Below are 13,081 nucleotides of genomic sequence, written 5' to 3'. Positions count from 1 at the left end.
CTCCAAGTTTTATTATTTAATATTAATGATTGAAAAGTAAATTGTTCAGCTCAGTCTCTACCTCAGGCTCATGACGGTAACCGGATACCAATAAAGCCACTTCTGAATCTGTAACGGGTTTATCTTCTACTAGTTTGAACATTGCGACAGCCAATGTGCACAACGTATTGAAGTTCTGTTTGACCTGCGCCACTAACGCTTCATCTGAATAATCTTGCACTAACGCTCTTTGTGCTCGTTGGCCAAAATTATCTAGCTGGTCGACAATAATGTCTTTGCGCAGCTCGCGGTCAGGAATTGAGGTACTCCAGCGACGGAATACTTGCTGCATTGTGGTATGCAGTTTGCCCATTAGCATCAGTTCATCTGATACTTCCATGGCAATTTTTGCATCTGTAAATCGGTCATTACAAAACATCAAGCCTGCGCCTGACCATGCTAATGTGCCATCCCACAGCAGCTTACAGCTGGTTGCCAAATTATGTGCAAAGATGCCGTATTGATTCTCTACTGTGCTGATTAATGAGTCGTAGCCAGCAAAGTACATCTGCTCGGAAGCCATACATGGCGCTTTAAGATCGTTTCCAGCAAGATCTTCACCAACCAATTTACAAATCAGTGTGTTTGCAATGGCAATAAAGTCAGTGCCTGGTGAATAGAATGGATCTGTGAACGAACCACAAATACCGGTCAACGCCCAGCGATTTGGACTAAACAATGATTCACAACGATAAGTAAAGTTGCCCATCGCTTTGTAATCCATAACCTCAAACTGTTTAGCTTGTAATAGCGCTGCCAATTGTGGCTCGTGCTGGCTTAACCAAGCGTGCGTAGACTCTAATGTCTTAAGCTGTTCCACATCGTGGTACTCAGGGTCAACCACCACACCAATACTGGTGTTATCTCCTGATAGTGGAATGATCCACACCCAGTAACCTTTGCCAATCAGGTGGTTAGTACATAATTGACGAGCAACTTCAGGAACTCGTGCTAACCATTGTGGATCGGTGGATAGATCGTTGATCTCCACTTTGCCAGCAACCCTAAACCATGCTGAGTGGTGACTTTTGGTATGCACCGCTTCAAGGTTAAGTGTTTTTTGCAATAGTCGCGCACCACCACTTGCGTCTAACACCCAACGAGCTTCTATCGTATGTTCTGAACCACTGTCCTTAACATAGGTGACACGGTGAGATGATTCATTGATAGCAATGTTGACCACTTTTGCAGAGTCAATAAAATCAACGCCTTGCTCAAGCAACGTCGCATGCATAAAGTTTTCAAATTTACCGCGATCTAGCTGGTAGCTTTTGGATACAGGACGCTGACCATTACCAACTTCTACGCGAGTGGTAATATCCGTATTGTCACTATCAGGTAAGAAAAACCGTAACCCATATTTAGGTAATTGCTCTTGTTCTAAATGTGCTTCAAGTTGCAATACATTTCTAAGATAGTGCCCTGCCATATCTACAGTTGACTCACCAACTTTAAATTTAGCCAGTGGTACTGGGTAAGAGTTAAACTCTAAGATCTTAATATCTAAGTTGGGATACATCATGATCAGCTGTTTAGCTAATGTTGATCCTGCAAGCCCCCCACCCAGAATCACTATGGTATTGTCTGCTCCGTTCATTAGAACTGTGCTCCTTTGTTTTTGTTAAAATCTAATCCGTGTTTACGCCAATTTTGCGCATACGCGCGCCACTGCAATTGAGCGATCTCAGGTGTTCCTAGACGATCACCTAAGATCTGCGTCATTGCACTACAGTCCATTTCCAAAGATGAAAAGTAATTGAGCCAACTAGGATCATTAGGTGTGGTATAAAAAGGTAAAACATTTAGTAAACTATCGGCGTTGTCGATTACGCATTGGTGAATTTCTGTTAGCCATTGTTGCCAACTGACCTCTGTTGATGGCTTACACCCCAAATCGTCCAATACGCGACTAAGCGGCGTAGGACTTGGGTTTTGCAAATTAAACAAGGTCACTTTTTGTTGCGCCATCGCCAGCTGAGTAAATTGCACCAACCAATCCACAGGCAACACATCCACCACCAGAGTCGACTCCGCCAATTCTGCTGGGTAAAAAGGAATAGCCGACATCACAGCCAATAAATTATGTACAAAGTCGTCGCTTCGGCCTTGCCCTGTCGTTCGACAGCCACCTATTTCACCAAGTCGATAAATGTTGATGGATGCTGCAGCTTGGCAGCTTGTAAGTAACTGCTCTGCGAGCCACTTACTTTGACCGTAGCCAGAAGCTATCGAGTCTGGGTTTTCAGGCACAGCCTCATCACGCCAATGCCCATCAATTAATTTACATACCGCAATTGAGGAGAAAAAATGAAACTGACTACCAGCACGGTTGATAAATGGCAGTAAGTTTTCCCATGTTTGCAGCACTTCAATACGTAAGTTTGCATAACTTTGTACATGGTTCACATTTGCCGCTAAGTGATACACAGTGCCAACCTCGTCAATGAGTTGCTCAAAGTGTACTTTTGATAAGGCAAAGTTGGGTTTGGTAATATCACCAGCCACTACGCGAAGGTTTTCAGGTACTTCAACCGATAAACCATATTTTTGTAGATTTTGCTGAACTTTGGCTTGTGCATGCTGTGAGTTTTGCGCTCTAACCGGGCAATAAACGATATGATGCTTAGTTAATTCGGCTAGCATAAATGCCCCGATAAACCCACTGGCACCGGTGAGCAATACACTTTTACCTGCGGGGTTAGACTGTGGCTGCAACGTCGTAAAGTAAGTTAATAAATGATCTACATCTTGATGTACTAATTTCTGTGTTGGTGTGACAAAGCGCCCTTGCGCTAACTCCACTAGCTCAGAAAAGCAAGTAATTGCAGCCACCTGCGCCAAAGAAACAGAGCGCGAGAACACCGATTCTATAGCATGCGCGACTTTCACTAGTCCTAATGAATCCACGCCTAGTTCAACCAGTGAATAAGCTTCAATATCAAGACTTGATAACGGCAGCTCCGTAATATCGGCAAGGATCTTGATAAGCTTATCTTTGGCTGTACTTTGGTTATGGTCAGCGTGCGTTTGTAATTTTTTCAACAGCTGCATTCGGTCTAACTTGCCGTTTGGTAAACGCGGAAAAGAGCTGACTGAAAAGAAAAATGCCGGACAGTAATGCACTGGTAATTTATCTTTACAACGTCGTAGCAATTCAACAGCAAGATGCGAAGACTGGTAAAAAGCGATCAGCTGGGTTTCACCATCTGACTTTTTGCGAGCGACTAACTTGAGTTTGTCTATCTCTAATAATGTTTGTAATTGCTGTTCAACATTCACGATGTCGACACGCATTCCCCGCACTTTAACCACATTATTCTTGCGTCCTTGAGAATACAAATAGCCTTTTTCGTCAAAAAAAACATTGTCTCCTGTGACATACCCATATTGTGATTGTGGCAGCTCAGTAATTTCTCCTTGCTCGTTGACATACCCTTTGGCCAACGTCTTTCCATTTACATGCAGCATGCCGGCTTCAAATGGTAAACAAGGCTCACCAGCATCATTGATGATAGTTAACGATGCGGCACTAGAAGGTCTACCCAAGGTGACTTCATTGCTGATTGGATGGAAGAACATGCAATTACACTCAGTAGAGCCGAAGTCATTAAATATCTGACAACCTACAAATGTGTTCCTTAGTTTTTCAACTAACTGCATGCCAAATTCTTCACCCGCTAACGAGCAAACTTGTAAAGAGCGACAATTTGCTTGCACCCCTTTGGTCTCAACCAACAATTTCGCTATCGAAGGCACTAGAGCAAGCCGAGTTATTTCATATTGCTGAATATAACTAATTAACTGCTTTGGATTTGCCACAATAGCATCAGTCAAGATAACCAGGTGCGCACCCTTTAAGATGGCTCCTAAGATTTCCCAAATGTGTGGCCCAAAGCCAACATTGGTTCTTTGTCCGACAACATCCTCAGCGGTAATTGGCGAGACTTGCCATTGCCAATCAAATCGGGCTAAAAAAGAGCGCTCTGCATGAACCACAGCTTTAGATTTACCGGTTGATCCAGAGGTGAACAACACCGTAAATTCCCTGTCTGGGTGCATCACCTCTGGAACAAACTCTGTACCAGCTGAGGCAATCAGTGAGTCCCAATGATGGCTATTTGGTAAGTCTTGATAACTATCATCAGTCTTATCACAGATAACCACCGCCGCTGCAATATGATTGATCTGCTCGCAAATATAAGAAACTGGGTTTAACGTCTCTATCGGGACATACGTTGCCCCAACAAAGCTAATTGCAAGCATTGAAATAACGGTTTTATGGCCGCGAGGCAATACCACTGCAACTCGTTTACCTTGCACTGAAAGGTTAGCCAAGCGAGATGCAAGTATGCTTACTTGTTGCGCTAGCTCACCATAAGTGAGGCAAATATCACCATCAGTAATGGCTTGTCGCATTGGATATTGATCAACTATATGCAGAAACTGCTGATTAATATCAGCTGAACATGCCGCTTCAGTACCCGAAAAATGTTGACGCTGTATATGTAGCGCAGCCGTGGCTCTTGTTTGAGCGTCCATTAACTGGGTTAAGGCGCTTTCAAGTATGGTGTTAAGTAGCGCTTCTGGAAAAATCGAGTCATCAAATGTAATGTTGATTTGCCCGTCGCCTAGCGCCAAAACTAACTGTGCTGTCGCACCACCATGCTCAGCTGTCCGCGGCTCAATCGTTAGCTGAGAAAAGCAGTTTTGATCCGTAAATACCTCGTTAAGTTGCAGCTCAATATCGCGACGTTCACTTTCTGCATTGAGCGCTATCAACCGATAACACTCATCTAGTGTAATCGCCAACTGTTCTACTTTTAGTACACGTTGTAATATTTGTGCCAATGCGGCTACAAAACCTGTACTAGCTACCGGTTGTAGTTCAGCTGAAACTGGAAAACTTAACGAGGATAAAGCCATCTTACTGCCGCCTTACACTAATTCATCAGTAAATAAAACATCTTCGATAGCAAGTTTTGAGCCGCGTGTAAGCGGGGCTTTTTTGCGCTTACCCATCACCACAAAGTTACACAGCACGTAAGACTCTGGCAGCGAGATCAACTCACCAACAGGGCCAAACTGGAAACCTATCATTGGGCATGAGTCATAACCTAGGCTAGCTGCGCCAAGCATCAAGGCTTGTGAATATGCAGCACCATAAAACATCGCTTGCGTTCTTGCGTGCTCTGCTTCTTTAGTTGAAAGCGCTTTAGTATCAATACATACAACCCAAAGCTCACTTGCACCGGTGTGTTGTGGCTGCTGAAAGCCGACTTCTTTAATTTGCTCTCTTAATGCCATGTCTGATACACGACAGATCCTAAGTGGTGGCATATTAAAGCCAAGGTCTAACTCCGTAGCGAATGAAAGGATGTGCTTTCTATCACCTTCAGGAATAACAAAGCTTGGTTCAAAGTGCTTGATTGCGCGGCGCTCACGCATGGCAACAGCCAGTCTTTCGTTAGAAAACATATTCATAATTAAAATCCATCTTCAGAGATTAGGTTTAAATCCGGTTGGCATTTAAGTAGTGGCTTGGCTAATGCTTTGTCAAACACCACCACAGCCGACAGCGAATAGGCGTCAGATATATTCAATAAATCAGTGACTGAAGATGGACTGTCTATCTCAAGTACACGAGAACCTAACCCCAATTGATGTGCTTTCACCAACATGTTGGTAAATGCAAAGCCATTGGTGCGGTTAACTTCATCACGTCGTGTTACTTCGTTGCTGCTATAAACCATAGTGGCTTTTTGCTGCGACATTTCGACAAATTCATCACTTACGTGTTTGGCAAAATTCGCTGCCTCTTGCCAACTGTTGTTATCACCACAAAGTGCAATAACAAACTCAGGTTCACCTTCATCAGCCCAGTTAGCAGCTGCACTAAGTAGTGTTTGTTGCTTATCTTTGTCTTGCACATCAATAAACCTAAAGTGCTGCAAGTTGAAAGACGTTGGCGCTAGAAAAGCAGCGCTAATAAGCTGATGTAACGTTTCTTGTCTATCCATCTCATTATCCTTTTAAGAAATAGTTATAATGTTGAAAGCGAGTATCTTTTTCGAAGCCAAATTGCTCGTATAGCTGCGCCGCTGCGGTATTGCTAAACTCAGTTGAGATGCGAATTAACTTAACTTGCAGTTGCTCAGCTTGTTCAACACATTGCTGCAATAACTGTTTTGCAACTCCCTGGCCTCGAGCACGACTGCATACATACAGATCATTAATAAGCCATACATTAGCCATTGAAATGGAAGAAAATGTTGGATAAACCTGTAGGAATCCCAGTTCGCTTTCCTCTGACGTTGCGAGAAAAATAGTTGAGTCTTTTTTCATCAAACGCTGATAAATAAAGCTCGCAGCACCATCTAGATCGCTATCTTGTTTATAAAACTGACGATATAAATCAAACAAGTTTGCAACTTGGGCATTGTCTTCGAGGCTAGCTACTTTTATGTTAATACTCACGGGCACTCCTTAGCGCTGCATCAAAATGCGATGGAAACCTGTGACAACACTTCTAGCTACCGATTTCTGTCCTTGTAGGCTCCAATGTAAGCCATCTTCAAGGAACATGGCGTCACGCCTTTCACCTGCAAAAATCTCGGTAATATCGATGTGTTTTTCTGGGCGAGTACGGATCAGCTCAGCGGTTTGTAAGATCTGTTGATGACTCCAAGAAGCGTTAAACTTATTCAGTAGCCAATCTTCTTTGATCCAATCTTCTTGAACACCTACAGGAGTGATCCAGATAAACTCTTTTTGCACACAAGATTCAGCACGCGTAGCGATTTCAGACAGGTTATCAATCACCTCTCTAAATCCAGTGCATGACTTTTTGCCATCACCATGAACTCGGCCATCGTTGGTACCAATCAAGCAAAATAGGTAATCAGGTTTTACCGCTTCTATTTGAGTTAATGTTGAAAATAGCTGCATTGTGGTATCACCAGACAATGCCGTGTTTACCCAAGTGATATTGGCTTCAGGACGGGCAATCTGAAAACTTTTTTGCAAGATTTCAAACCAAGATTGATAATCATCCGTCAAACTATCACCGATCACTGCAATAGTGGCATTATCTACAAGCGGGATCTGTTGAATGCTTTTTAGGTAATCAGGTTCATTAAGCAGCTCTCGCGCAGCAAGGTTGACGTTAAGTTCAAACTCGTTTCGGATCGCAAGGTAGGTGTCTTGGGGTACACCAAACATTGCTGCTAATACCGCAGGATCATTCGCACCCGACATAAAACTGAAACGTTTTTCCGGATGAAAAAATCGTATAATCCTTTTCGCTTTTTCTAAATCGTCTTGTGACATGGCCACACCCTCAAATAAAATTCAAATCCTCTCGTGTTACAGGGTAATAACCAAATTCCATGCCAAACATCCAACGCATTGATAACTATGGATTTTTAAACTTTCACTTAGCTATTCAGTGGCGCGAAGTACTAGATTGATTACATTGGGTACTCAGAGCAAAACATAATTTCATCTTTCTCCATGCTGGAACCATGCCTCCCAGCAAAAACCAACAAAAAAGCTATAAATATCATAATATTAAAAAAACAAATTAACCTTGGCTTAAATTTTGCCTTGTTCATTCTGGTTAACATACTAAATGTAAGGAGAACAACCGTGAAAGAAAGAATGACTTATAAAGATATGCCTGAGTTTGTCTTCAATTCTCTTATGAATATGGAGCAGAATATCCAGTCAAGCTCAATTGATAAGAAATTACTACACCTGATCAAATTGTATGCTTCGCAGATTAACGGTTGTGCATTTTGTGTTGATATGCACTTCAAAAATGCGCAAAAAGATGGGCTTGATGTTCATGAATTAATCAATGTGCAAAATTGGAGAGAAACGCCTTACTTTGATGAGAAAGAGCGTGCGGTTTTATTATGGACAGAAACGCTCACTAACATCTCAACAGAACAGGTACCAAACCACGTGTATGAAGAAGTCAGAGCCTATTTCTCAAACAGTGAAATTGGTGAGCTAAGCTTGGCTGTGATCGGTATCAATAGCTGGAACCGCTTGGTATTGTCAATTGGAACTGTTGCAGGAACATATAACGTATAAGGATAATTCCATGAGTGCTTTAAAGGTTGCGAAATTCGGCGGAACAAGTGTAGCTTCTTTTGAATCTATTTTGCAGTGCGCCAATATAGTCAAAAATGATAAATCAGTGAAAGTGGTTGTAGTCAGTGCCCAAGCAGGGATCACTGAAAAACTGGTTGCTTTGACCCGTTCTCGTTCTTTAGAGCACATCAGCTTGATCCATTCTGAGATCACCCAATTTTATGAAAACTTCACACTACCAATGTACGGCTTACCACTGCAACAGGTATGTAATGAAGCGATCTCAATATGGCTTGAACAATTGGTAAGGAAAGCCTCCCGCTTCTTTCACACTCGAAATAACAGCGACTATCACACGATTATTTCGATGGGCGAAATCATTTCCTCAAAGCTAGTCTCAATGATTTTTGCCAGCTGTCGCTTGCAAAATCAAGAGCGCAGTGCGTTAGAACTCATTTCTGTTAGCGGTGATGAGTATGATGACTATCAAGTCGATATTGCATTGTGCACTCAAGCTTGTCAGCAACAACTTGAGTTACTTCCTTCAGAGCAACTTATCGTTACTCAGGGATTTATTGCAAAACACATCGAGACTGACGAACTCGTTACTTTGGGTCGTGGCGGCAGTGATTTTAGTGCAGCAATCATCGCCCAAGCAAGCCAAGCAACAGAGTTACAAATTTGGACTGATGTCGAAGGTGTATATTCAGGAGATCCGCGTATTATTGCTGATACGTTTGCGATTGAGGAGTTGAGCTATCGTGCTACTGCTATGCTGGCAAACTTGGGAGCAAAAGTGCTTCACAGAAAGTCTATTGAACCGGCAATGCAAGGATGTATTCCTATTAAAGTAGCTTCTACTTTTAAACCCTCAGGGAAGCATACGTTGATCCATAATATCAATGAACCAACAGGTGCATACTCTGTCACTTATTTGAATAATGTATCATTGTTAACGATCAATCAAAGCGGTCTTGCAGAGCTAACACGGATCCAATTACTACTTGCATTGATCACACAATTGGGACTTCATTTTCAAGTCTGCGAGTTACATGCAAATAGCATTGTGTTGATCACCCAAAATATGGACGAAGCACGCCTCAATGAAATTGATCAATACCTGATCTCTAACGGTTTTGAAGATATTTTGATCCAATGTGAGCAAGACTTATCTTTAGCTTCTATCGTGGGTAGTCAATTAAATCAAGCCAGCCGCTTTACCACCTACGTAACTAACTTGCTTGATGAGCACCCAGTGATTAGAACCTTTGGCCTTGGTCATGAGAGCGTGATGAGCTTTGTCGTCGAACCTCAACACTTGTTGGCATTGCTACAAGAGCTGCATCTGGCTATCGCCACAGAAAGCGTGACTCAGCTATAGTAGCCATAAAAGCAGGGGCAATTGCTCCTGCTTCCAATATGTGGTGTAGATTAAATAACCTGAACTAAAGATAATAACTTGCTCTCTAGCGACGGTGATCCCTAACTACTACGTCAAATTTATGTGTAATAGGTTAGCAGGTTAAATGATAAATTGACTTGGTAATTCTTGTTTGAGGAAATTAAAAAACGCCTGAATATTATTTTGAGTAAAATTATCTTTTAAATAAAACACATAAATTTGTGTTCGACCAATATCCGCTTCCCAGTTATCTAAACACTGAACTAAATTACCACTTTGTAAATCTTTTAGTAATGCCCATTCAGGCAATAGAACATACCCAAGCCCCTGCTTAGCCGCTTCAATTAACACCTGGCCACCAGCAGAAATAAGGTTTCCTTTTACATCAACATTAATTTTTTCTCCTTCATGGCAAAAACTCCATTTTACGCCCTTACCATTGCGACATAGTGACAAACAATTGTGTAGCGTCAACTCGTTAGGATGTTTAATGGTACCGTGCTGTTTTAGGTATTCAGGTGATGCACACAACACCATATTATTTTTGAGCAACGGCCTAACAACAAGACGAGAGTCTTTTGGCACGCCCAAACGAATACCTACATCAAAACGTTCTCGATATAAATCGACGACATCATTACTCAGGTCTAACTCCACAGATAAATTAGGATGCTGTTGTAAAAACTTAGGTAATAATGGAGCGATATACTTGAGACCGAATGATTCAAATACTGATATATTAAGCGTACCCTCAACCTCAGAACACTGAGATTGACCTATTGAATTTAAACTTTCAATGTCCTGAATGATTTTAGCAGCCTGTTTATAATACTCTCTCCCTACTTCTGTTAATGCGATAGACCTTGCAGTCCTTTTAAGTAGTTTACCTTTTACTTGATCCTCAAGTTGACTGATCTGACGTGAAATAGATGAAGGGCTAACTCCTAATACATCGGCTGCTTTACTAAAACTTCCACACTCTACGACTTTTAAAAATGTCGATACCTTTTTCAGCATTACTACCACCTGTTGTTATCCATTCCTAATTGAGGAAGATACACCACTTCAAACAAAACAAAAACAATACATTTGTATACATATATGTAAAACACTAAATACATATACCACTTAAAAACAAAAGAAACACAACATTTACATATATAAGCAACCATCCAGACTGCTAAATCAACTAAAAACCTTTAACAATATGTTACATTGTAAATTATCTAATAGATCAGTAACAAAAAAAATACACCATGTACTTTTTTCTATCCCGCCCCTATTAGACGAACAATCAAGCGCATGATTTAAAAGAAGTTTTATTATGGTTCGTTTCTTGCTCTACCTATGTCGACCAAATCAACTACTCAATAATTTAAGGACAAGAAAATGGAAGCTACCGTCAAAAAAGATGAACAGGTAACTGAACAGTATGAAACAGCTGAAAATATTAATCGCCGTAATGCGATTAAATTAAGCAATATCGGCGAAGGTAAAAATGATAAAAGAGCCGAGCTGAATGGACCTATCATCTGGTTTGATACAAAAAATCTAAAGCAACAGTCTCCGGATGACGACATGTTTGCAAGAATAATTAATTTACAGTATTCAGGTATTATTACTTATTTAAATAATATCGAGAATTTAATTAAGTACATTCCTAACAGAATGTTAGTTATCTTAAAGCTATCTGATAAAAAAGAGCTTGAGCAATTTAAGAAGAGCAAGCTTTGTAAACAGTTTAAAGAAGATAAGTCAAAAAGATTGGTCGTTAGCTACACTGATAACCAGATGATTCTACCTCTAAAAGAAGAGGGTTTTTCAGTATGTTATCACTGTTATGTAGATGACAACGATAGCCTACACAGTTCAGTATATGATGGTTTAAAGGCAGATTATTTAAGTATCCTATTTAAAGATCCAACGAATATTCCACTCGAACTTGTGATCGCATCTTTGCAAAAAACCAACACTATTCTAATGAAGCAAATCTCATCGCCAAGAGATGTTGATGACGCAATTGTTACATTAGGTGTAATGGAATACGGTGCAGAAGGTGTTATTTACTCACCTGAAGAACACTCGTATTTAGACGAGTTTATCTCTCGTATTGAACATCGTGAGCAAGATAATCTACCTATCCAAGTTGGTACTGTAAAAGCAAGCTACCCGGTAGGTATGGGTTACCGCGCATGTATCGACACTGGTACGTTATTTGATGATGATGAAGGTATGTTAGTTGGCTCAACATCTCAAGGCGGTATTTTATGTTGTCCTGAAGTTTACTTCCTACCATATATGGAGCTACGTCCATTTAGAGTTAATGCTGGTGCCGTACACAGCTATGTCTATAACACCAACGACAGAACAGATTACATGTCAGAGCTAAAAGCAGGCTCTAATGTCATGCTAGTAAATTCTAAAGGTCGCGTAAGAACAGCACCTGTAGGTCGTGTAAAAATCGAAAAACGCCCACTACGTATCATTGAAGTCGAGTTCCCTAATGGTGAACAAGTGAACGTCATCATGCAGGATGACTGGCATGTTCGTATCTTCTCTGCAGATGCTAAACCACTGAACATTTCTGAACTAAAAGCTGGTGACAAAGTACTGGGCTACACCACTGAAGTTGGTCGTCACGTTGGTATCAAAATAGATGAAAACATCATAGAGAAGTAATCACAGCTCAACTCAAAGGATTAGTCAATATGAGTTATTTTGGAAGAAAGTTACGTTTAAGCAGACTGCTCTATCCAGAGCAATCTGCGGGGCTTATTGTGCCCATTGATCACGGCCTTACTGTAGGTCCTATCAAAGGAATTGAGTCTACTCAAGCAATTCAAAGCTGGGTAAGCAATGCAAATATTAGTGCAATCATCGCGCATAAAGGGATGATTGAGAAGCTAATCTTAGCGGATGCAATCCCCTCCTCAACGGGAGTGATGGTTCACTTGAATGGTATGAATAGCCTATTTGAGGATGCTGATACTAAGCAACTAGTTACTGATTTGGCCTATGCGGTTCAATTGGGAGCAGATGCGGTATCAATCCAGGTTAACTTTACCGAAAGCAACGCTGCACATAATACGCGATTACTCGGCGCTGTTGCTGATAAAGCACACGCCCTTGGGATCCCTTTGCTAAGCATGGTATATGACAAAGCAAATGCTCAAGGTCTTGAGGCTGTTGATCGCATGCGCTCATTTATCCGCATGGGTGTTGAGCTTGGTAGTGATGCACTCAAAATTGGCTTTCCTGAGAAAGATGAGTACCTTCCTGATCTTCTGAGTGCTTCTGACGATGGCACACCAATATTTTTTGCCGGCGGCGAGAAAGGTGACGAAAATATTCTATTGCATAAGGCACAATCAGCGATGGAATATGGTGCGAAAGGTCTATGTATTGGTAGAGGTGTATTCCAAAGCGATAACAAAGACTTTTTACTCTCTCGCCTCGCAAAAGTATTGCGTAACACTCCTTGCGCTTCACAACCATCTATGAGCGTTGTGGATGAGCAAGAGTCTGTTAGTTATGCCGGTTAAGGAG

11 protein-coding genes are annotated in these 13,081 nt (G+C 41.4%); 4 read left to right on the top strand and 7 right to left on the bottom strand.

The window, feature by feature from the left end:
- Positions 1 to 22: 22 nt before the first annotated feature.
- The 6 genes from J8Z24_RS02210 to J8Z24_RS02185 are packed head-to-tail and all read right to left on the bottom strand — an operon-like array spanning position 23 to position 7,365.
- Positions 23 to 1,636: an NAD(P)/FAD-dependent oxidoreductase gene (locus tag J8Z24_RS02210; protein ID WP_176032442.1), complete on the bottom strand. Its 1,614-nt coding sequence runs from the start codon at positions 1,634 to 1,636 to the stop codon at positions 23 to 25.
- Positions 1,636 to 4,962 carry a non-ribosomal peptide synthetase gene (locus J8Z24_RS02205; RefSeq protein ID WP_252095187.1) on the bottom strand — a complete coding sequence of 1,109 codons (3,327 nt, stop codon included), beginning with the start codon at positions 4,960 to 4,962 and terminating at the stop codon, positions 1,636 to 1,638. The genes J8Z24_RS02210 and J8Z24_RS02205 overlap by 1 nt, the downstream gene beginning before the upstream one ends.
- A gap of 12 nt (positions 4,963 to 4,974) precedes the next feature.
- Complete coding sequence (locus J8Z24_RS02200; protein WP_125252272.1) at positions 4,975 to 5,520, bottom strand: nitroreductase family protein; 546 nt, start codon at positions 5,518 to 5,520, stop codon at positions 4,975 to 4,977.
- Between the two features lie 2 nt (positions 5,521 to 5,522).
- A complete protein-coding gene (locus J8Z24_RS02195) occupies positions 5,523 to 6,056 on the bottom strand; it encodes a nitroreductase family protein (protein WP_128732296.1) in 534 nt (177 codons plus the stop codon).
- Positions 6,057 to 6,060: 4 nt separating this feature from the next.
- On the bottom strand, positions 6,061 to 6,513 hold the full coding sequence (locus J8Z24_RS02190; RefSeq protein ID WP_252095186.1) for a GNAT family N-acetyltransferase: 453 nt from the start codon (positions 6,511 to 6,513) through the stop codon (positions 6,061 to 6,063).
- Between the two features lie 9 nt (positions 6,514 to 6,522).
- Positions 6,523 to 7,365, bottom strand: a complete 843-nt coding sequence (locus J8Z24_RS02185) for an SGNH/GDSL hydrolase family protein (RefSeq protein ID WP_147389388.1) — start codon at positions 7,363 to 7,365, stop codon at positions 6,523 to 6,525.
- 318 nt (positions 7,366 to 7,683) lie between these two features.
- Between J8Z24_RS02185 and J8Z24_RS02180 the strand changes: the two genes are divergently transcribed.
- Together J8Z24_RS02180 and J8Z24_RS02175 are read left to right on the top strand one after the other, a co-directional pair.
- Complete coding sequence (locus J8Z24_RS02180; RefSeq protein WP_125252275.1) at positions 7,684 to 8,133, top strand: carboxymuconolactone decarboxylase family protein; 450 nt, start codon at positions 7,684 to 7,686, stop codon at positions 8,131 to 8,133.
- A 10-nt stretch (positions 8,134 to 8,143) separates the two neighbouring features.
- Positions 8,144 to 9,514, top strand: a complete 1,371-nt coding sequence (locus J8Z24_RS02175) for an aspartate kinase (RefSeq protein ID WP_252095185.1) — start codon at positions 8,144 to 8,146, stop codon at positions 9,512 to 9,514.
- 141 nt (positions 9,515 to 9,655) lie between these two features.
- Here the strand turns inward: J8Z24_RS02175 and J8Z24_RS02170 are convergent, their stop codons facing one another.
- The gene (locus J8Z24_RS02170) at positions 9,656 to 10,552 is read right to left on the bottom strand and encodes a LysR family transcriptional regulator (RefSeq protein ID WP_125252277.1); all 897 of its coding nucleotides are present in this window, start codon (positions 10,550 to 10,552) and stop codon (positions 9,656 to 9,658) included.
- Positions 10,553 to 10,924: 372 nt separating this feature from the next.
- Between J8Z24_RS02170 and J8Z24_RS02165 the strand changes: the two genes are divergently transcribed.
- Both J8Z24_RS02165 and J8Z24_RS02160 read left to right on the top strand, forming a co-directional pair.
- Positions 10,925 to 12,214, top strand: a complete 1,290-nt coding sequence (locus J8Z24_RS02165) for a 3-dehydroquinate synthase II domain-containing protein (RefSeq protein WP_147389386.1) — start codon at positions 10,925 to 10,927, stop codon at positions 12,212 to 12,214.
- A 29-nt stretch (positions 12,215 to 12,243) separates the two neighbouring features.
- Complete coding sequence (locus tag J8Z24_RS02160; RefSeq protein ID WP_125252279.1) at positions 12,244 to 13,077, top strand: class I fructose-bisphosphate aldolase; 834 nt, start codon at positions 12,244 to 12,246, stop codon at positions 13,075 to 13,077.
- Positions 13,078 to 13,081 lie beyond the last annotated feature (4 nt).

This window comes from Pseudoalteromonas sp. SCSIO 43201, from assembly GCF_023716725.1.
GTDB lineage: Bacteria > Pseudomonadota > Gammaproteobacteria > Enterobacterales > Alteromonadaceae > Pseudoalteromonas > Pseudoalteromonas peptidolytica.
The sequence above is the reverse complement of the archived record's forward strand: the minus strand, read 5'-3'. Positions and strand labels throughout refer to the sequence as shown.

What these genes read in the sequence shown, in the direction of transcription:
- J8Z24_RS02210 (WP_176032442.1), bottom strand. Translation starts at nt 1,636, where the DNA reads ATGAACGGAGCAGACAATACCATAGTGATTCTGGGTGGGGGGCTTGCA.
- J8Z24_RS02205 (WP_252095187.1), bottom strand. Translation starts at nt 4,962, where the DNA reads ATGGCTTTATCCTCGTTAAGTTTTCCAGTTTCAGCTGAACTACAACCG.
- J8Z24_RS02200 (WP_125252272.1), bottom strand. Translation starts at nt 5,520, where the DNA reads ATGAATATGTTTTCTAACGAAAGACTGGCTGTTGCCATGCGTGAGCGC.
- J8Z24_RS02195 (WP_128732296.1), bottom strand. Translation starts at nt 6,056, where the DNA reads ATGGATAGACAAGAAACGTTACATCAGCTTATTAGCGCTGCTTTTCTA.
- J8Z24_RS02185 (WP_147389388.1), bottom strand. Translation starts at nt 7,365, where the DNA reads ATGTCACAAGACGATTTAGAAAAAGCGAAAAGGATTATACGATTTTTT.
- J8Z24_RS02175 (WP_252095185.1), top strand. Translation starts at nt 8,144, where the DNA reads ATGAGTGCTTTAAAGGTTGCGAAATTCGGCGGAACAAGTGTAGCTTCT.
- J8Z24_RS02170 (WP_125252277.1), bottom strand. Translation starts at nt 10,552, where the DNA reads ATGCTGAAAAAGGTATCGACATTTTTAAAAGTCGTAGAGTGTGGAAGT.
- J8Z24_RS02165 (WP_147389386.1), top strand. Translation starts at nt 10,925, where the DNA reads ATGGAAGCTACCGTCAAAAAAGATGAACAGGTAACTGAACAGTATGAA.
- J8Z24_RS02160 (WP_125252279.1), top strand. Translation starts at nt 12,244, where the DNA reads ATGAGTTATTTTGGAAGAAAGTTACGTTTAAGCAGACTGCTCTATCCA.